General features: G+C 73.6%; 13 protein-coding genes. 8 read left to right on the forward strand and 5 right to left on the reverse strand.

What is annotated here, in order from left to right; all coding sequences use genetic code 11:
• Positions 1 to 177 precede the first annotated feature (177 nt).
• The 5 genes from DVH02_RS05250 (at position 178) to DVH02_RS05270 (ending at position 5,192) form a co-directional block, all read left to right on the forward strand.
• The gene (locus DVH02_RS05250; protein WP_114622496.1) at positions 178 to 1,065 is read left to right on the forward strand and encodes a glycerophosphodiester phosphodiesterase; all 888 of its coding nucleotides are present in this window, start codon (positions 178 to 180) and stop codon (positions 1,063 to 1,065) included.
• Positions 1,066 to 1,202: 137 nt separating this feature from the next.
• Complete coding sequence (locus DVH02_RS05255) at positions 1,203 to 1,754, forward strand: methylated-DNA--[protein]-cysteine S-methyltransferase (RefSeq protein ID WP_114622497.1); 552 nt, start codon at positions 1,203 to 1,205, stop codon at positions 1,752 to 1,754.
• A gap of 246 nt (positions 1,755 to 2,000) precedes the next feature.
• On the forward strand, positions 2,001 to 3,230 hold the full coding sequence (gene fdhA / locus DVH02_RS05260; protein WP_114622498.1) for a formaldehyde dehydrogenase, glutathione-independent: 1,230 nt from the start codon (positions 2,001 to 2,003) through the stop codon (positions 3,228 to 3,230).
• 82 nt (positions 3,231 to 3,312) lie between these two features.
• On the forward strand, positions 3,313 to 4,251 hold the full coding sequence (locus tag DVH02_RS05265) for a pseudouridine-5'-phosphate glycosidase (RefSeq protein ID WP_114622499.1): 939 nt from the start codon (positions 3,313 to 3,315) through the stop codon (positions 4,249 to 4,251).
• Positions 4,248 to 5,192 (forward strand): carbohydrate kinase family protein, encoded by a 945-nt coding sequence (locus DVH02_RS05270; protein WP_233518043.1) that lies wholly within the window; start codon positions 4,248 to 4,250, stop codon positions 5,190 to 5,192. Before DVH02_RS05265 ends, DVH02_RS05270 begins: the two co-directional genes overlap by 4 nt.
• A 174-nt stretch (positions 5,193 to 5,366) precedes the next feature.
• Here DVH02_RS05270 and DVH02_RS05275 read toward each other — a convergent pair whose 3' ends face one another.
• The 3 genes from DVH02_RS05275 to DVH02_RS05285 all read right to left on the reverse strand — a co-directional run bounded on the left by DVH02_RS05275 (position 5,367) and on the right by DVH02_RS05285 (position 9,569).
• Positions 5,367 to 6,071, reverse strand: a complete 705-nt coding sequence (locus DVH02_RS05275) for a nucleoside/nucleotide kinase family protein (RefSeq protein WP_233518044.1) — start codon at positions 6,069 to 6,071, stop codon at positions 5,367 to 5,369.
• 127 nt (positions 6,072 to 6,198) lie between these two features.
• Positions 6,199 to 8,754 (reverse strand): SpoIIE family protein phosphatase, encoded by a 2,556-nt coding sequence (locus tag DVH02_RS05280; protein ID WP_114622519.1) that lies wholly within the window; start codon positions 8,752 to 8,754, stop codon positions 6,199 to 6,201.
• 140 nt (positions 8,755 to 8,894) lie between these two features.
• A complete protein-coding gene (locus DVH02_RS05285) occupies positions 8,895 to 9,569 on the reverse strand; it encodes a winged helix-turn-helix transcriptional regulator (protein ID WP_114622500.1) in 675 nt (224 codons plus the stop codon).
• Between the two features lie 86 nt (positions 9,570 to 9,655).
• Here DVH02_RS05285 and DVH02_RS05290 point away from each other — a divergent pair, with 86 nt between their 5' ends.
• A complete protein-coding gene (locus DVH02_RS05290; RefSeq protein WP_114622501.1) occupies positions 9,656 to 10,867 on the forward strand; it encodes a pyridoxal phosphate-dependent aminotransferase in 1,212 nt (403 codons plus the stop codon).
• A gap of 435 nt (positions 10,868 to 11,302) precedes the next feature.
• On the opposite strand, the gene DVH02_RS05300 is transcribed toward DVH02_RS05290, so the two are convergent.
• Positions 11,303 to 12,034: a DUF7873 family protein gene (locus DVH02_RS05300; protein WP_114622503.1), complete on the reverse strand. Its 732-nt coding sequence runs from the start codon at positions 12,032 to 12,034 to the stop codon at positions 11,303 to 11,305.
• A gap of 194 nt (positions 12,035 to 12,228) precedes the next feature.
• On the opposite strand from DVH02_RS05300, the gene DVH02_RS05305 reads away from it, so the two are divergent.
• Positions 12,229 to 13,380, forward strand: a complete 1,152-nt coding sequence (locus DVH02_RS05305) for a S1 family peptidase (protein ID WP_114622504.1) — start codon at positions 12,229 to 12,231, stop codon at positions 13,378 to 13,380.
• 231 nt (positions 13,381 to 13,611) lie between these two features.
• Positions 13,612 to 15,366 carry a translation initiation factor 2 gene (locus DVH02_RS36715; protein WP_267899048.1) on the forward strand — a complete coding sequence of 585 codons (1,755 nt, stop codon included), beginning with the start codon at positions 13,612 to 13,614 and terminating at the stop codon, positions 15,364 to 15,366.
• Between the two features lie 214 nt (positions 15,367 to 15,580).
• Here DVH02_RS36715 and DVH02_RS05315 read toward each other — a convergent pair whose 3' ends face one another.
• A complete protein-coding gene (locus DVH02_RS05315) occupies positions 15,581 to 18,055 on the reverse strand; it encodes a tetratricopeptide repeat protein (RefSeq protein WP_147286001.1) in 2,475 nt (824 codons plus the stop codon).
• Positions 18,056 to 18,099: the final 44 nt, after the last annotated feature.

Here is an 18,099-nt window from a genome sequence, read left to right on the forward strand (position 1 = left end):
GTGTGCCCTTCGCCCCTTGTGCTTACTGTACGGATGCGCTGGTTCCGGGAGGGTAGGACGGCAAGCACGCGAATCAAACAGATCTCTGCCGATTTGTCGATATGACCTTGGCCTCACTCGGGTCCGCCGTGCGTCCGCGGCCTCGATTCACGTCTCTCACGAGCACGAGGAGTTCCGTTGAAGACACGATCCTCCGCGGCGCTGACCGCCGTACTGCTGGGTGTCGCGTTACTGGTCGCGCCGGGCACCAGCACGGCCGCCGGCTCCGCCGAGGGGGCGGCCGCGCGGTCCGGACAGCCCCTGGTCATCGCGCACCGGGGCGCTTCGGCGTACGCCCCGGAGAACACCCTGGCCGCCGTCGACAAGGCCCACGAGCTGGGCATCGACTGGGTGGAGAACGACGTCCAGCGCACCAGGGACGGTGAACTGGTGGTGATCCACGACACCACCCTGGCGCGGACCACCGACGCCGCGCGGGTCTTCCCCGACCGGGCGCCCTGGAAGGTCGCGGACTTCACGGCGGCGGAGATCGCGCGCCTGGACGCGGGCGGCTGGTTCGGCTCGCGGTGGGCGGGTGAGCGGGTGCCGACCCTGAGCAGGTATCTGCGGACCGTCGAGGCCAACGGGCAGAAGCTGCTGCTGGAGGTCAAGTCCCCCGAGCTGTACCCGGGCGTCGAGGGCGATCTCCTGCGCGTGCTGCGCGCGGAGGGCTGGCTGGACCGCTCGCACGTCGCGCGGCGGCTGGTCGTCCAGAGCTTCTCGGCGGAGAGCGTCCGTACGGTGCACGAGCGGCGGCCGGAGATCACGACGGGGTTCCTGGGCACGCCCGAGGTGGCCGACCTGCCCGGGTACGCGGAGTTCACGGACCAGATCAATCCCTCGCACACGTCGCTGACCGCCGGTCTCGTCGCGGCGGCGCACCGGTTGAAGGGGCCCCGCGGAAAGCCGCTCACGGTGCACACCTGGACCGTCGACGACGCGGCGGGCGCGGTACGGGTCAGGGATCTCGGCGTGGACGGGATCATCACCAACCGTCCCGACGTGGTGCGGGAGGCGCTGGGCTGAGCCCGGGACGCACGCGGCTCGGCGGCTGCCGGGTGGGCGGCTGCCGGGTGGGGCGGCGCGGGGTGGAGCGGCTGCCCGGACCGGCCTCGGGACCGCGTCGGGACCGGTTGTCAGTGGCGGGTCGTACCGTGGTCCGCATGAACGAGTACGGGGAGTCCCGGCCCACGCTGGAGTGGGCGGTCGTGCCGAGCGACCTCGGGCCGTTGCTGCTGGCCGCGACCCGGCGGGGGCTGGTGAGCGTCGTCTTCCACGCCCGGGGGCCGGTGCGGGAGCGGGCGCTCGGGCGGCTGGCCGACCGGCTGGACGCCGAGCCGGTGGCCAGCGCCTCGGGGCTGCTGGCCGAGCCGATACGCAGGCTGTCCGCGTATTTCGCGGGCGAGCCGATGGAGTTCGGGCTGCCGCTCGACTGGTCGCTCTCCTCCGGCTTCCACGAGCGGGTGCTGCGCGAGCTGGCGGTCGGCGTCCCGTACGGCACGGTCGTGGGATACGGCGAGCTGGCGGAGCGGGTGGGGCGGCCCGGTGGCGCGCAGGCGGTGGGCGCGGCGATGGGCTCCAATCCGCTGCCGGTGGTGGTGCCCTGCCACCGGGTGGTGGAGAGCGACGGCGGGCTCGGCGGCTTCAGCGGCGGACTGGAGACGAAGCGGCGGCTGCTGGCGCTGGAAGGGGTGCTCCCCGCGCCGCTCTTCTGAACCCAGGAGAGGCGATCCGTTCGTTTTGCCGCCACTTGTCCGCTTTCCGCGCCGGATCTACGCTGAGGGTGGAGCGTCACCGCGCGCACAGCCCGGCGGAGTCGGCGCATCGGCACCCTCGTTCCCGCACGCGGCCCTGGCCGGACCGCCCGAGCGGTAGCAGACTCCATCCGGACCGAGTCATCCGCTGGACGAGCGATCCGACGAGCACTCCGACGAGCAGATCCGAAGGGACGGCGAACCGGCATGAGCGGTGGAAACAAAGCGGTCGCGTACATCAAACCCGGCATCGTGGACGTGAGGACCACGGACTACCCGACGCTCCAGCTCCAGGACGGACCGGGGGTGGCCCGGGAGAACGTCGGGCGCACCTGCCGGCACGGGGTGATCCTCAAGGTCCTCGCCACCAACATCTGCGGCAGCGACCAGCACATGGTCCGCGGCCGCACCACCGCGCCGGAGGGGCTGGTCCTCGGCCACGAGATCACCGGCGAGGTCGTGGAGTGCGGCCCCGACGTCGAGTTCGTCACGGTGGGCGATGTCGTCTCCGTGCCCTTCAACATCGCCTGCGGGCGCTGCCGCAACTGCAAGGAGCGCCAGACCGGCATCTGTCTGAACGTCAATCCGGCGCGGCCGGGCGCGGCCTACGGCTATGTCGACATGGGCGGCTGGGTCGGCGGTCAGGCCGAGTATGTGATGGTGCCGTACGCGGACTTCAATCTGCTCCGCTTCCCCGACCGCGACGCCGCCCGTGAGAAGCTCCTCGATCTGACGATGCTCTCGGACATCTTCCCGACCGGCTTCCACGGCGCGGTGACCGCGGGCACGGGCGTCGGTTCGACGGTGTACGTGGCGGGCGCGGGCCCTGTGGGCCTGGCGGCCGCGGCCTCGGCCCAGTTGCTCGGCGCGGCCGTCGTCATCGTCGGCGACCTCAACGCCGAACGGCTCGCGCAGGCCCGCAGCTTCGGCTGCGAGACCGTGGATCTCACCCAGGGTTCGGTCGAGGACCAGATAGCCCAGATCCTCGGCGAGCCCGAGGTGGACGCGGCGGTCGACGCGGTCGGCTTTGAAGCGCGCGCCCACGGCCGGGACTCCGAGGAGGCTCCGGCGACCGTCCTGAACTCCCTGATGGGCGTGGTGCGGGCGGGCGGCGCGCTCGGCATCCCGGGGCTGTACGTCACGGAGGACCCGGGCGGCGTCGACCAGGACGCCAGGACCGGCACGCTGAAGGTGCGCCTCGGCCTCGGCTGGGCGAAGAGCCATCAGCTCTCCACCGGCCAGTGCCCGGTGATGAAGTATCACCGGGCCTTGGCGATGGCGATCCTGCACGACAAGGTCCACATCGCCAAGGCGGTCAACGCCACGGTGATCTCGCTGGACGACGCACCGCGCGGTTACCAGGAGTTCGACCACGGCGCGAGCCGCAAGTACGTTCTCAACCCGCACGGCGCGCTCGACGGGGTGCGGGCCGCCTGATCGTCGTTCCGTCGGCCGCCACCGGGAGGCTCCGGCGGCGGCCGACGTTTGCGCGGGCCCCGCGCGCGCCATGGATGGGGACATGTCAGACACCGCATCGCACCGCACCGCGTCGCAGTTGTCCCCCGAGGTACGTGAGGCGTTCGCCACGGGCCGCCCCGTGGTGGCCCTGGAGTCGACGATCATCGCGCACGGGCTGCCCCGCCCGCGCAATCTGGCGGTCGCACGGGAGCTGGAGTCCCTCGTACGGGCCGGGGGCGCCGTGCCCGCGACCGTGGCCGTCCTGGACGGCCGACCCCATGTGGGCCTGAACAAGGACCAGTTGGAGCGGATCGCGGAGGACGACTCCGTACGCAAGCTGGGCCACCGGGATCTGGCCCCCGCGCTCGCGGCGGGCGCCGACGGAGCGACGACGGTCTCCGCGACGGCGTTCCTGGCCGCGCGCGCCGGGATCCGCGTCTTCGCGACGGGCGGTCTGGGCGGGGTGCACCGGGGCTGGACCGAGACCCAGGACGAGTCGGCGGATCTGCGGCTGCTGGCGGCGGCCCGGATCACGGTCGTCTGCGCGGGCGTCAAGTCGATCCTCGACGTACCGGCCACGCTCCAGCGGCTGGAGACCCTGGGCGTCACGGTGCTGGGGTACGGGACGGACCGGTTCCCCGGCTTCTACCTGGCCTCCTCCGGCGAGCCGGTCGACTGGACGGTCCGTACCCCCGAGGAGGTCGCGGCGGTGATGGCCGCGCGGGACGGGCTGGGCGGCCCGGAGTCGGCGATCATCGTCGCGAACCCCGTGCCGGAGTCCGAGCAGCTGGATCAGGCGCTGCACGACCGGGTCCTGGCCGAGGCGCTCGACGCGTGCCGGGAGCGGGGCATCGGCGGGCAGGCCGTCACCCCGTTCCTGCTGGAGCAGCTGACGCGGCGCACCGGGGGCGCGTCCCTGGAGGCCAACCTCGCGGCGGTGCGCGGCAATGTACGGCTGGCGGCCCGGATCGCCGTGGCGTCCGCCGCGGCGGAGCGGTGAGCCCCGAGGCGGTGCGCCCCGGCACGGTGGACCTCGGCACGGCGGCGGGCGGCGGGGCGCTGCTGGTGATCGGGGACGTGGTCACGGACGTGGTGGCCCGCCACCGTACGCCGCTCGCCCACGGCACCGACACGGCGGCCGAGATCCGTACGCTGCCCGGCGGCGCCGGGGCCAACGCCGCCTGCTGGGCGGTACGCGCCGGGTGCGCGGATGTCCGGCTGCTGGCCCGCGTCGGCGCGGACGCCCACGACTGGCACGAGGAGCGGCTGCGGCGGGCCGGGGTACGCGCGCACCTCGTCCGCGACGAGAAGGAGCCGACCGGCACGGTGATCTGTCTGGTCGACGCCACCGCCGAACGCACCCTGCTGACCGACAGCGGCGCCACGCTGCGCCTGACGCCCGCGGACTGGTCGCCGGAGCTGCTGGCGGGGGTCGCCCGACTGCATCTGTCCGGCTATCTCTTCTTCGCGGCGACCGCCCGCGAACTCGCGGCCGCCGCGATGGAATCGGCGCGGGAGCGCGGGATTCCGGTGAGTGTGGATCCCGCCTCGGCCGGGTTCATCGAGGAGTGGGGCGCGGGCCGCTTCCTGTCGGCCGTCACGGGCGCGGAAACGCTTCTCCCCAACGCCGACGAGGCGCGGCTCCTGACCGGCCGTAGCGACCCCGTGGACGCCGCCGCCGAACTGAGCCGACAGGTGCCGCTCGCGGTGGTGACCCTCGGCGGCGACGGGGCGCTGGTGGCCGAGGCGGGCGCGGTCACGGCGCGGCTGCCCCCGATACCGGCCCAAGCGGTGGACTCGACCGGCGCGGGAGACGCCTTCACCGGCGCCTTTCTCGCCGCCCGGCTCAGGGGCGCCACGCCCGAGCGGGCCGCGGCGGCGGGGTGCCGGGCGGGCGCCCACGCGGTGACGATCCCGGGCGGACGGCCCCGGACGCCGTGACCCGGGGCGGTCGGGGCGGGTCGGCCGGGCCAGAGCGGTCGGGGCCGGTCAGTGGGACGCGTCGAGGCTGGGCGCGTCGGGGCAGGGGCGGTCGGGTCAGGTCGGGGCCAAGTCAGGTCGGGGCCAGATCAGGCCGGGGCCAAGCCAGGCCGGGGCCAAGCCAGTGGGGCCAGGTCAGTGGGGCCCGTCGGGGCCCCCGCCGTCCGTACGGCCCCCGCGATCCGTGTGGTCGCCGTGGCTCCCGCCGAAGCCGCCCCACGCCGGGTGTCGCGGATCGTCGGTCCTCACCACCACGTCGGCGGCCTCGGCCGGGGCGACCTCGGCCTCGTACCTCGCGAAAGCGGGCAGCGTCCAGCGCTCCGTCTGCGCCGTACGACGCCGCAGCGCGCCCGGGGAGAGCCGCAGATGGACCGTGACGTCGAAGGGGAACCAGTGCCCCATCAGGAGCGGCCCGTGCAGCACCAGCACCCCGCCGGGCGGAAGTCCGGCGCGCGGGCTGCGGGTCGCCCGGTCGGTGGCCGGGTCCCAGAGATCGGGCAGGACGAGCCCCGTACCGCCGGGGTCCAGCGGCCCGAGGACCTCCCGCCACAGCGCCCCGGTGTCGAACCAGCCGCTGTAGTACGTGTCGGGGTCCTCGCGCCCGTACTCGTAACGCAGCGAGGCCGGGCGCAGGAAGCCTTCCGTACCGACCACCAGCACCGAACGGCCGCGCAGCCGCAGCGCCTCGGCCAGCGCCTCGGCCCGCTCGCCGGTCCCCGCGGCCGGTGCCCCGTCCACGGCGACGCGCGGCCAGGCACCGCCGTCCGCCGTCACGGTCTTCAGCACCCTTTCGGCGAGGGTGTCCGTTAGCCGCTCCCAGGTGATCGCTTCAAGTCGCACCCGGTCATCTTCGTTCACCGGCGCCGCGCCCCGCCGTCCCACGGGAGCCGCGCTCCGGCCAGTCCCAGGGCACGGACGGTCGAGCCGGTCCGAACCACAGCCGCTCCAGGGCCGAGCCGGTCCGGGCTCAGCCGATCTCCACCGGAAGCGTCTGTTCCGCCCAGATCGTCTTACCGGCCGCTCCCTGCCGGGTGCCCCAGCTCTGGGTGAGCTGGGCGACCAGCAGCAGCCCTCGGCCGCCCTCGTCCGAGACGCGCGCCCGGCGCAGATGAGGGGCGGTGTTGCTGCCGTCGGAGACCTCGCAGATGAGGCTGCCGTCATGGATGAGGCGCAGCTGAATGGGGGCCTCTGCGTATCGGATGGCGTTGGTGACCAGCTCGCTGACCACCAGTTCCGTGGTGAAGACCGCGTCCTCAAGGCCCCAGACGGCCAGCTGAGCCGAGACGTCTCTGCGCGCCTCCGCCACGATGGCGGGATCACAGGCCAGCTCCCATGTCACCACCTGGCTCGAACCGAGCGCGCGGGTCCGGGCCAGCAACAGGGCGACGTCGTCGGCCGGGTGGGCCGGGAGCAGCGAGTCGAGGACGGTGTCGCAGATGTCCTCCAACGGGGCGGCGGGCCTGGCCAGAGCGGTGCGCAGCGCGGCCAGCATCTCGTCGGGGGCCCGCTCGCGCGACGCGATGAGGCCGTTGGTGTAGAGGGCGAGCAGACTGCCTTCCGCCAGCTCGACCTCGACGCTCTCGAAGGGCAGTCCGCCCAGTCCGAGCGGGGGGCCCGCGGGCACGTCGAGGAATTCGACTCCCCCGTCCGGGCCGACCACCGCGGGCACCGGGTGTCCGGCGCGGGCCACGGAACAGCGGCGGGAGACCGGGTCGTACACCGCGTACAGACAGGTCGCTCCGACGTCCCCGCTGATCTCGTCCTGCGGCTCCCCGTCCGCGGGCGCGCCGGTCCCGGCGGACGGGGAGCCGTCGGCGCCGCGGCCGCCCGCCGCCTCGGCCGAGAGATGGGTGACGAGATCGTCGAGGTGGGTGAGGAGTTCGTCCGGGGGGAGATCGACGTCGGCGAGGGTGCGGACCGCCGTACGGAGCCGGCCCATCGTGGCCGAGGCCCGCACGCCGTGCCCGACCACGTCGCCCACCACCAGGGCCACCCGCGAGCCGGAGAGCGGGATCACGTCGAACCAGTCGCCGCCCACCCCGGCCCCCGTGTCGGTGGGCAGATACCGGAAGGCGGCCTCGACCGCGGCGTGTTCGGGCAGCGTCGCGGGCAGCAGGCTGCGCTGGAGGGCGAGGGCGATCTCGCGTTCGCGGGTGTAGCGGCGGGCGTTGTCGACGCAGACGGCGGCCCGCGCCGTGATCTCCTCGGCGAGGAGCAGATCGTCCTGTTCGAAGGGGTCGGGCCGACGGTGGCGGGAGAAGGTGGCCACGCCGAGGGTGGTGCCCCGGGCCAGCAGCGGGACGGCGATCGTGGAGTGGAAGCCGTACGCCCTGATGCGGGCGGCGCGCTCCGGGTCCTGCGCCTCCCAGCTCGCCGTCCCCGGGTCGGTCACCGCTTCCAGGAGCCCCTTTCCGCCGCTCAGGGCCTTGGCCGGGGTTGTGGAAGCCGGGTAGACGGCGGTCTCCCCCAGCGGAACCACCAGCTCGGGGCTGCCTTCCAGGACCGAGCCGCGGGCGACGCGGCGCAGTGTGACGTCACCGCTGAGCGGGCCGGGCGGCGGTTCACCGCCGTCGGTGACGGCGGGCAGCAGATCGACGGTGACGAAGTCGGCGAGGAGCGGGACCGCGACGTCGGCCAGCTGCTGGGCGGTGCGTCCGACGTCGAGGGTGGTGCCGATGCGGGTACTGGCCTCGTTGACCAGCAGCAGCCGCTGCCGGGCGACGTACTGTCTGGTCCTGTCGTGTGCCGCGACGATCACACCGCGCACCCGGCCGTCGGCGTTCCGTATCGGGGCGATGGAGAGCGACCAGATGAGTTCGCGCGCGTGGCCCACCATCCGGGTGGGCACTTCCAGCTCCTGCGCCTCGCCGGTCTCCACCGCCAGCCGCATATGCCGCTCGATGTCGTCGGAGACGGGTCCCGGCGCGAACTCCGACAGCCGCAGCCCGCGGATGTCCCGCTCCGCGAAGCCCAGGACGCGCTCCACGCCTTCGCTCGCGTGCCGCAGCCGCAGCTGCGTGTCGTAGATGCCCTCCGTGCACGGGGACTGGACGAAGGACTGCTCGAACAGCTCGTCGTCCGGAGCGTCACGGTCACGGTCCGTGCCGGGGGCCGCCCGCCGGGCGGGCGGTCCCTGGGCGGCGGGCCTTTCGTGGCGGGAGACGAGAAACCACTCGTCGGTGCCGTCCCGTGTCCTGCGGGAGTGGGCCAGCAGGGGTACGTCCACGGTGGCGCCGTCGCGGCGCCGCAGCGTCACCGTCCCGTGCCACCGGCCGCGCTCGTCCAGGGTCCGCAGGGCGCGCGTGGCCCGGCCGGACCCGGGCGCCGGTACGGCGAGGAGCGGGGCGGCGGGCCGGCCCACGATCTCGGAGCGGCGGTACCCGAGGAGCGCGCGGGCGCCCGCGCTCCAGGCGGACACGATGCCCCGGGCGTCGAGCGTGGCCGTGGCCACGTCGGCGACCGGGGGCGCTCCGTCGCCGCCCGTGGCCGCTTCCGTATCCGTAGGTGCCTCCGGTCCCGTCATCGTCGCCCGTCCCACCCCGATCACCGCGTGGGAAAACCTGACATCAGGTGTGAATCTTCCCTTTTTTCCCGGGCCGGAAACGGGACCGCGCGCGACCAGGACGCTCACCCCGAGGGGCGCCGCGCGCGCCCCCGGCCGGTTCACTCCCCGCGCAGCGCCTTGGCGAGCACGCCGTCGCCGAGCACCTCGACATGCCCGTCCCGCACGCCGTCCGCGACCGTCGCCGTCCCCTCGCCCAGTTCGCGGCAGGCCACCGCGTCCATTACCAGACAGGCGTCGGGGCGCTCGGCCGGACCGTCCCCGTACACGCCGGTGTCACCGGTGCCCGGAGCGTGCGCCCCGAGAGGATCGGCCGCGCCGAGCCGCAGATGGAACACCCCTTCGTCGAGGCGCACCTCCACCACGCCCTCGGCGTGCGGGCCGGCCGGTCCGGAAAGCGCCCGCAGCAGCGGTACGGCGAACCAGTGCGCCCGTACGGCGTCGGTCGGCCGGCGCTCGCGCAGCGCGGGCGCGCCCCACTCCGCCAGCGCCCCGAGGACCGGCAGCAGCGCACGCCCGCGCTCGGTGAGTTCGTACACGTACGCGGCGGCCGGCGGGGGCAGCTTACGGCGCGTGGCCAGTTCGTCGCGCTCCATGTCCTTGAGCCGGGAGGCGAGGACATCGGTGCTGACGCCCGGCAGGTCGGCGTGCAGATCGGTGTAGCGGCGGGGACCGGCGAGCAGTTCCCGCACGATCAGCAGGGTCCAGCGGTCGCCCACGGCGTCGAGGGCACGGGCGGCGGCGCAGTACTGGTCGTAGCTTCTACGGCGTGGCATGCGACTCAGTTTAGACATGTCGTTGGACTTTCCAAGCTCACACTTGGTAAAACCAAGTATCGCACCAAGGTCTGGGAGGCCACCGCATGGAATTCCGGCAGTCGAGCAAGCTGAACGAGGTCTGCTACGAGATCCGCGGGCCGGTCATCGAGCAGGCGGACGCCCTGGAGGAGGCGGGCCACAGCGTGCTGCGCCTGAACACGGGGAACCCCGCGCTCTTCGGGTTCGAGGCGCCCGAGGAGATCGTCCAGGACATGATCCGGATGCTGCCCAAGGCGCACGGATACACGGACTCGCGCGGCATCCTCTCGGCGCGCCGCGCCGTCGCCCAGCGCTACCAGACCCTGGGGCTGCCCGATGTCACCGTCGACGACGTCTTCCTCGGCAACGGGGCGTCCGAGCTGATCGCGATGTCCGTGCAGGCGCTGCTGGAGGACGGCGACGAGGTCCTGATCCCGGCGCCCGACTTCCCGCTGTGGACGGCCGTCACGACGATGGCCGGGGGCCGGGCCGTGCACTATCTGTGCGACGAGTCGGCGGACTGGTACCCGGATCTGGACGACATGGCCGCGAAGATCACCGACCGGACGAAGGCCGTCGTGATCATCAACCCCAACAACCCCACCGGCGCCGTCTATCCGCGCGAGATCGTCGAGGGCATCCTCGATCTCGCCCGCCGCCACCAGCTGATGGTGTTCGCCGACGAGATGTACGACCAGATCGTCTATGACGACGCGGTCCACCACACCGCCGCCGCCCTCGCCCCCGATCTGGTCGTGCTGACCTTCAGCGGGCTGTCGAAGACGTACCGCGTGGCCGGTTTCCGCTCCGGCTGGCTGGTCGTCTCCGGCCCGAAGCAGCACGCGCGGAGCTATCTGGAGGGGCTCACGATGCTCGCGTCGATGCGCCTGTGCCCCAACGCGCCCGCCCAGTACGCCATTCAGGCCGCCCTCGGCGGTCGTCAGACCATCAAGGAGCTGGTGGCGCCGGGCGGCAGGCTCCATGAACAGCGCGACCGGGCCTGGGAGAAGCTCAACGAGATCCCCGGCGTCACGTGCGTGAAGCCGAGGGGGGCGCTGTACGCGTTCCCCCGGCTCGACCCCAAGGTCCACAAGATCCACGACGACGAGCGGTTCGTGCTGGACCTGCTGCTGCGCGAGAAGATCCAGGTCGTCCAGGGAACGGGCTTCAACTGGCCGCGCCCCGACCACTTCCGGATCCTGACGCTGCCGTACGCGGACGACCTCGACGCCGCCATCAGCCGTATCGGCCGCTTCCTCAGCGGCTACCGGCAGTGAGGGCCGCGAAGCGAGGGCCGCAAGAGGGCCGCACAACGGCCGCAGAAGGCCGCAGCGGGCCGCAGAAGGCCACAGAAGGCCGCACAAAGGAGCGGGCCCGGGGGGTGTAGCCGACCTCCCGGGCCCTGAGATGCCACCCATGTCGCACACCGGCACATTGAAGAACCCAGATCAGTGTGAAGTCGCCGCGTCCTGCCTTTGGACCACCGCGCATCGAGCTGCGCAGGCCGGACTTGAACCGGCATTTCGACGTCCGGGGTCTGGGCCCGTTCGTTCCGGCGATCGGCGGCGAATACTGAATCTGGAGCGAGAGCCTGAGATTGAACGCGATCCGCTCATCGGCGGTACCGCGTCTTCACGACAAACTTCAGTTTCAGCGTGCGCTCCTCGCGCGCCCCGGCACGCCCATGGCGGGTGGCCGGGGAGTCACAGAGGCTACCCGAACAGGTAGCCGAATATCGCGTCACCCGCCCGCTGGTCGGTGACCTCGGCGCCGTTGGCCTCCTCGCGGGCGAACTTGACGGCCTGCTGGAGCTTCTCGACCCGGTCGAGCAGCTCGTTCACCCGGCGGGCCGGCAGCGCCCCGCTGAACTTCACCGTGGTCCAGTAGCCGACGGGGATGTCCTCGTAGTACACCTCGACCTGCGCCGGGTGCTTCTCCGTGGCCTCCGCCTTCACGTGGTTGCGCGGCACCTTCTTCGTCCGGAGCGTCCGCACGGCCTCCGTCTTCCACGCGTCCGTCGACGGGTCCTGGCTCCAGGACTCCGACGCGTCCAGCACGGGCAGCCTGCGCACGAAGGTGTTCAGATCCGTCAGCTGCTTCTCCAGGAAGAGCAGATGGGCCACCGGCACCTCGGCGATCAGCACCCGCCCGTCGACGGTGACGTCGGCACGCGCCGAGCAGTTGGCCCAGTCCTTGGTGGCCGTCACGTCGAACAGTCTCGTCAGGGTCCTGGCCGTCTCCCGCAGTACGTCCTCGGCCTGGACCTGGACCCGGGTGGACTCGGGAGGCAGCTGCTCACCCTCCTCGTCCTTGGGCTGGTACGTACGGGAGATTCCAGCCAGCAGCGCCGGCTTCTGGAGACCGTGCTGAACGGCCGTCACGTCCTGCTGCGCCTTGGCTTTGACGCCCTTCTCCACTGCGATGATCTGATTCAATTTCGCCACGTTCGGACATTAACAAGGCCAGGGACGGAAGTTCGAACGAATAATCGGCCCCGGCCGACGGCCCCAACTCCCGGCCTCATTGGTATGGACCTGCCAATGCTCCTCGGCTACGCTCCCGCTGACAGCGCCAGAGAGCGCTCTCATACACCTGCTGCTCCACCCCCACCTTGTTGGAACCAGAAGGGCCATCCCCCATGAGACGCAAGACAGTCATACGTACCGGCCTGTCCGCCCTCCTCCTCGTCGGCAGCTGGGCGACCGCCGGATTCGCCCCCGCCGCCGCGGCCACCTCCGCCGAGGAGGCACCCGCCTCGGCCGGAATGCTCACCGCCATGCAGAAGGACCTGGGGCTGACGGCCGGACAGGCCAAGGCGCGGCTGGCCGCGGAGAAGACCGCGACCGCCGTGGAGAGCAAGGCCGTTCGCGCGGCCGGAGCGTCGTACGGCGGCTCCTGGTACAACGCGGCCAGCGACACCCTGACGGTCGCCGTCACCGACTCCGGCAAGGCGGAGGCCATCCGGGCGACCGGTGCGACGGTACGCGTGGTCGAGCACAGCGCGAGCCTGCTCGACGCCACCAAGACGAAGATCGACGCGCTCGGCAAGTCCGCGCCCGACGGCGTCGCCGGCTGGGGCGTCGACGCGAAGACCAACCAGGTCGTCGTGAACGTCGTGGCCGACCAGCGGAACGACAGCGCTGTCCGCGCCTTCGTGGCCCGCGCCGAGAAGGCCGGTCCCGTCACCGTCGAGGAGACCACCCAGGCGCCCAGCACCACCGCGGCGGGCACCGTCGGCGGCGACCCGTACTACACCGGCAACGTCCGCTGTTCCATCGGCTTCTCCGTGCACGGCGGCTTCGTCACCGCCGGCCACTGCGGGGGCACCGGCGCCTCGGTCAGCGGCTGGGACCGCTCGTACATCGGCAACTTCCAGGGCTCGACCTTCCCCGGCAACGACTACGCCTGGGTGAACGTCGGCAGCGGCTGGTGGACCGTCCCGGTCGTCCTCGGCTGGGGCACCGTCTCCGACCAGCTGGTCCGCGGCTCCAACGAGGCCCCGGTCGGCGCCTCGATCTGCCGCTCCGGCTCCACGACCCACTGGCGCTGCGGCACCCTCCAGGGCAAGAACATCACCGTCAACTACGGCAACGGCCAGCTCGTCTACTCGCTGACGCAGACCAGCGCCTGCGCCGAGGGCGGCGACTCCGGCGGCTCCTTCATCAGCGGTGACCAGGCGCAGGGCGTCACCTCGGGCGCCTCGGGCAACTGCAGCAGCGGCGGCAACTCCTTCTACCAGCCGATCAAACCCATCCTGAGCCGCTACGGCCTCACCCTGCACACCGCCTGACCCTCGCACCCTTCGGTCCCCACCCGTCCGCCGCCACGGCCGGGCCTACGGATCCGCCCCGGAGCCGGGGGTACCGGGCGACCGCGCGCGCACCGCGCCGCGACCGTCCGTACCCCCGGCTCCGGCCTGTCACGTACCGGGCGGGACGTGTGCCCTGCGCGTACGATCTTCACCATGTCGCCGGAGCCACCGCACGGACCCTCAGCCGTAAGGGCAGTTGAGGAGACCGGCATGTCGCACCGCGCGCCGCGGGCGGCGCACGCTCCCGACCCGGACACCGAACAGCGGACCGTGCTGTACGCCGTACGGTCGGCGACCGCGCTGCACCGGTTGCTCGACGCCGTTCCCGTCTTCGCCGGTGACCCCCGGGTGCGGCCCCGCTTCACGCTCGTGCCCGGCTCCGACTTCGGTACGGACGCGCTCGCGGCGCTCGACGGGGTCGGCGCGCGGACCGTGGCGTGGCCGGAGGCGGTGCGCGGCGGGCACGATCTCGTGGTGGCGGCGAGTCCGAACGGGCCGCTGGACGAGCTGCCGGGGCCGCTGGTGCTGCTGCCGCACGGCGCGGGGTTCAACAAGCGGCTGCCGCACGCCTCCGGGGACGACTCCGCCTCCGGTCTGCATCCTCGGCAGTTGCTGCGCGACGGGGCACCGCTCGCCGCGTTCCACGCCCTCGCCCACCCCGACCAGCTGGCCGCGCTCGCCGAGCGGGCGCCCGCGGTGGCGGCGCGGGCCGCCGTCGTCGGGGACCCGACGCTCGACCGGATCCTGGCCTCGGGGCCGCGCCGGGAGCGGTTCCGCGAGGCGCTGGGGACCGGGGGGCGGCGGCTGGTGGCCGTGGTGTCCACCTGGGGTCCCGAGTCGCTGCTCGCACGCCGGCCGGGGCTGCCGGCGCTGCTGACCGCGGAACTGCCCTTCGACGCCTATCAGGTGGCTCTCGTCGTCCACCCCAATGTCCACAGCGACCTCGGCGAGTTCGCGCTGCGGCAGCGGCTCGCGCCCGCGCCGGAGTCGGGGCTGCTGCTGGCGCGGCCCCACGAGGAGTGGGCCTCGGTCCTCGTCGCCGCCGACTGTGTACTGACCGACCACGGGTCGACGGCGCTGTACGCGGCGGCCCAGGACCGGCCGGTGATCGGCTGCTACGACGACGGCACGGAGCTGATCCCGGCCAGCCCCATGGCCGGGCTCCTCGCCCGAGCGGCCCGCTGGTCGGACCAGGAGCCGCCCGGCGCCCAGGTCGAGGCCGCCGTCGTCGCCCACCGGCCGGGGGACGGCACGGCGCTCGCCGCCGCGGCCTTCGCCGAGCAGGGGCACTCGCTGGAACGGTTGCGCGCCCACTGCTACGCGCTGCTCGGGCTCGATCCGTACCCGGGGCCCGTCCCCGCGCGTCCGCTGCCCGTTCCCCGGATCCCGGCGCGCCGCCCCACGGCGCTGGTGGCCCAGGTCGACACGGCGGGGACGAGCGTGTCGGTCGCGCGCCATCCGCTGGACGGCGGGCCCCGGGACGGACACGTGGTGGCGGAGGACGGCCTCTCGACGCTGAACGAGATGCGGAGCGCCGGGATCGTCGTCCGGCGGGCCAGGCCGACCGGCCCCGGGCCCGGCTCCGAGTCCGGTCCCGGTAGCGCGCCGGGGCCTGCCGTGGGCTGGACAGCGGCGGCCTGGACCGCCCATGTGCTGGCGGAGTTCCCCGGCTGCCGGAGCGCCGCGGCCGTCCTCGCGCCCGACCACTGCGTGCTGCGCCGCCGCGAACCGCCGTGCGCCGAAGGACCGGGGCTGCTGTCCGTTCGGATCGCCGCGGCAGCCGCCACCGGGGGCGGGCCGCTGGTACGGCCCGACCCGGCCGCCGTCCTCTGCGGGGTCCACGGCTGGCTGGAGACGACCGCGGAACCCCGCCTGCCGGTGACCCTCGACTGCGTGGTGGGAGGGCGGCGCGCGACGGTGACGCTGGCGTACGGGACGGACGGGGGCGCGGACGCGGAGCTGTGAGCGCGCCACCCGGCCACCGGGCGGGGCCTCGGCGCAGGTCATCGGCTCAGGTCACCGGCGCAGGTCACCGGCTCAGGTCACCGGCTCAGGTCATCTGGTCGGCGCACCGGATCGGCGCACCGGATCGGCGCATCGGGCCAGGGCGTCGGGCGAGGGCGTCTCGCGAGGCCGTCGGGCCGGGCGTCTCGCGAGCGCCCCGCCGGGCCCTTCGCCTTCAGGGTGTCCGCGGCGCCGCTCCCGCCCCCGCCCGTACCCGCAGCTCGCGCGCGCGGGCGCGGTACTCCCGGGCCGCCCGCGGGTCGCCGCTCTCCTCGGCCAGCTCCGCGAGTTCCTCGCCGAGCACGGCCTCGTCGTACGTCGAGCCGCGCCGCCGCTCCAGCTCCAGTGCCCTCTCCAGCGCGGCCACCGCCCGCTCGGGCCGCCCCAGAGCCCGCTGGATCCGGCCGAGTTCGGCCTCGGACCGCGCGATCATACGGTCGTGGCGCTGCTCGCGCGCCAGCTCCAGCGCCGTCTGTGTCTCGGTCTCCGCCTCGGGCAGCCGACCGGCGGCGCGCAGGGTCCTTCCGAGCAGGAAGCTCTGGAGCAGGACGCCGTACGCGTTGGGCTCGGGGCGCAGCGCGCGATGGATGTCGCGGGACTGCCGGAAGCAGTCGGCGGCCCGGTCGGGCTCGCCGCGCCAGGCGAGGAACTTGCCCCGGAACTCCAGCGCCGAGGCGTGCAGTCCGCCGCCGGGGACGACCGCCTCGGCCGACCGTACGGCCTGCTCCGTCTCGGTGTCCGCCTCGGCCGCCCTGCCCCCGAACCAGAGTGCCTGGGCGAGCTGGCAGCGCAGCCGGATCAGCGCGTCGGGGCGTTCGCAGCGCTGGGCTGCGTCGCGGCCGATGGTGAAGGCGCGGATCGCGTCGTCGTGATTGCCCTGGTCCTCGTAGTGCTTCCACAGCGGCTCGCACAGCGCCCAGGCGTGGGTGTCCTCGCCGAGGCCGGCCGCGATCCGCACCCATCCGTAGAGCGCCTTGCGTTCGGCGTCGAGCCAGCTCCGCGCCTCCGGTTCGTCCGCGAACGGCAGGTCGGGCGCGTACGGCAGCTCGGCGACGGGCTCGGCCTGCCGCAGCCGGGCGGCGGCTATCGTGCGGTCGGCCCGCTCCGCCTGCCTGCGGTACCAGAGGAGGAGCCGGCGCAGCCCTTCCTCGGTCTCGGCCGGGTCGCCGTGCCGGTCGGCGCAGCGCGTGGCGTGCGCGCGCAGCAGTCCGTGCAGGCGGAACCGGCCGTCGTGCGCGGGCGACGCGGTGGGCGACATCTCCAGCAGCCCGGCCCGCACCAGGGCGCCGAGGGCGTCCTCCGCGTCGTCGAAGCCCGTGCCGAGGAGGGCCGCCGCGGCCTCCGGGGTGATGTCGTAGCCGGGGTACTGGGGCAGCAGCCGGTAGAGCAGCGCGGCGGGCGCGGGCAGCTCGTCGTACGTGGTGTTCCAGACCGCCTCCACCACGGGCAGGCCCCTCTCGTGGAGTTGGGACGTGAGGTCGGCGACGAGCCGCTCCGTACGTCTGGTGGGGTGTTCGTGGAGGAGGGTGCCCACCGCGCGCAGGGCGGCGGGAAAGCCGTCGCAGAGGCGGGCGAGCGCGGCCATCGTGCGGGGCGACTCGTCGGGCCGTACGGCGGTGACGATCTTGCGGAGCACGTCGGAGCTGTGCCCGTGGGACAGCGGCCCCAGCGCGAGTCCGATCGCGCCGCGCGCCTCCAGGGCGGGCAGCCGCCGCTGTCCTGTGACGAGGACCAGCGCGTCGGCCGAGTGCGGAAGCAGGGTGGTGACCTCGTCGGCGGACCACGCGTTGTCGATGACCAGGACCGTGCGCGCGCCGCGGGTCCTGTCCTTGTAGAGGTCCACGAGCGCGCGGTACTCCCCCGGCAGCCAGCTCTCCGCCACTCCGAGGCGGCGCAGCCGGTGTCTGAGGATCGCGTCGGCGTCGACGGATCCGGCGGTGCGCCACTCGTCCAGGTCGAGGTAGGCGCTGCCGCCGGTGAAGCGGGGGGCGAGTTCGTGGGCGAGCCGGACGGCCAGCGCGGTCTTGCCGATGCCGCCGACTCCGCTGATGACGACGGTCAGCGGACGGACGAGGGGCGATTCGCGGTGCTCGTCGAGGGCCCGCAGCACTTGGGCGCGCTGCTCGTCCCTGTTCTCGAACGGCTCCTCCTCCAGCGGCAGCTGATGTTCCGCCACCGGGGCCGCCGGGGCCACCTGGGCCGCCGGGCCCGCCGGTACGGCGGCCGGGCCGGCCGACCGCTGCGTGGCGGTGGGGCCGTGGAAGTGCAGATGCTGGTTCAGGGTGCTGATCTCGCCCGCCTGGATCGCGGATCCCGCGCTGACCTCACCGTTGAAGGTGACCGCGCCGGGCGCCAGTTCGGTCAGCAGGGCGCGCAGTTCGGGCTCGGCGTCCGGGTCCGTCAGGACGTTGCGCAGCAGCCGGTCGCTCCAGTCGGCGAGCAGCCGGTCGGCGGTCGCGTCGTCGTTCCGGCGGCGTGCCTCGGCGAGCGCGGCGCGCGCCGACTCCAGCTCGGACTCCACCGAGTCCGAGGTCGCGGAGCGCCGTCGCCGGAAGACGCCCACGAGCCCGTCGCGGGCGCGCGTCCAGCCGTCCGTCGCCACCTGCTGGAGCACCGCCGTCATCACCGCCATGGCCAACTCGGCTCCCACCGGGCCCCCTTCGACCGCCGAACCAGTACGGACGTCCGACCTTA

The sequence above is a fragment of the Streptomyces corynorhini genome (assembly GCF_003346515.1).
GTDB classification, from domain to species: domain Bacteria; phylum Actinomycetota; class Actinomycetes; order Streptomycetales; family Streptomycetaceae; genus Streptomyces; species Streptomyces corynorhini.

Bases quoted from the DNA above. Each gene is read 5' to 3' on its own strand.
- DVH02_RS05255 (WP_114622497.1), top strand. From the start codon at position 1,203: ATGAACGAGTACGGGGAGTCCCGGCCCACGCTGGAGTGGGCGGTCGTG.
- fdhA (WP_114622498.1), top strand. From the start codon at position 2,001: ATGAGCGGTGGAAACAAAGCGGTCGCGTACATCAAACCCGGCATCGTG.
- DVH02_RS05265 (WP_114622499.1), top strand. From the start codon at position 3,313: ATGTCAGACACCGCATCGCACCGCACCGCGTCGCAGTTGTCCCCCGAG.
- DVH02_RS05280 (WP_114622519.1), bottom strand. From the start codon at position 8,754: ATGACGGGACCGGAGGCACCTACGGATACGGAAGCGGCCACGGGCGGC.
- DVH02_RS05285 (WP_114622500.1), bottom strand. From the start codon at position 9,569: ATGCCACGCCGTAGAAGCTACGACCAGTACTGCGCCGCCGCCCGTGCC.
- DVH02_RS05290 (WP_114622501.1), top strand. From the start codon at position 9,656: ATGGAATTCCGGCAGTCGAGCAAGCTGAACGAGGTCTGCTACGAGATC.
- DVH02_RS05305 (WP_114622504.1), top strand. From the start codon at position 12,229: ATGAGACGCAAGACAGTCATACGTACCGGCCTGTCCGCCCTCCTCCTC.
- DVH02_RS36715 (WP_267899048.1), top strand. From the start codon at position 13,612: ATGTCGCACCGCGCGCCGCGGGCGGCGCACGCTCCCGACCCGGACACC.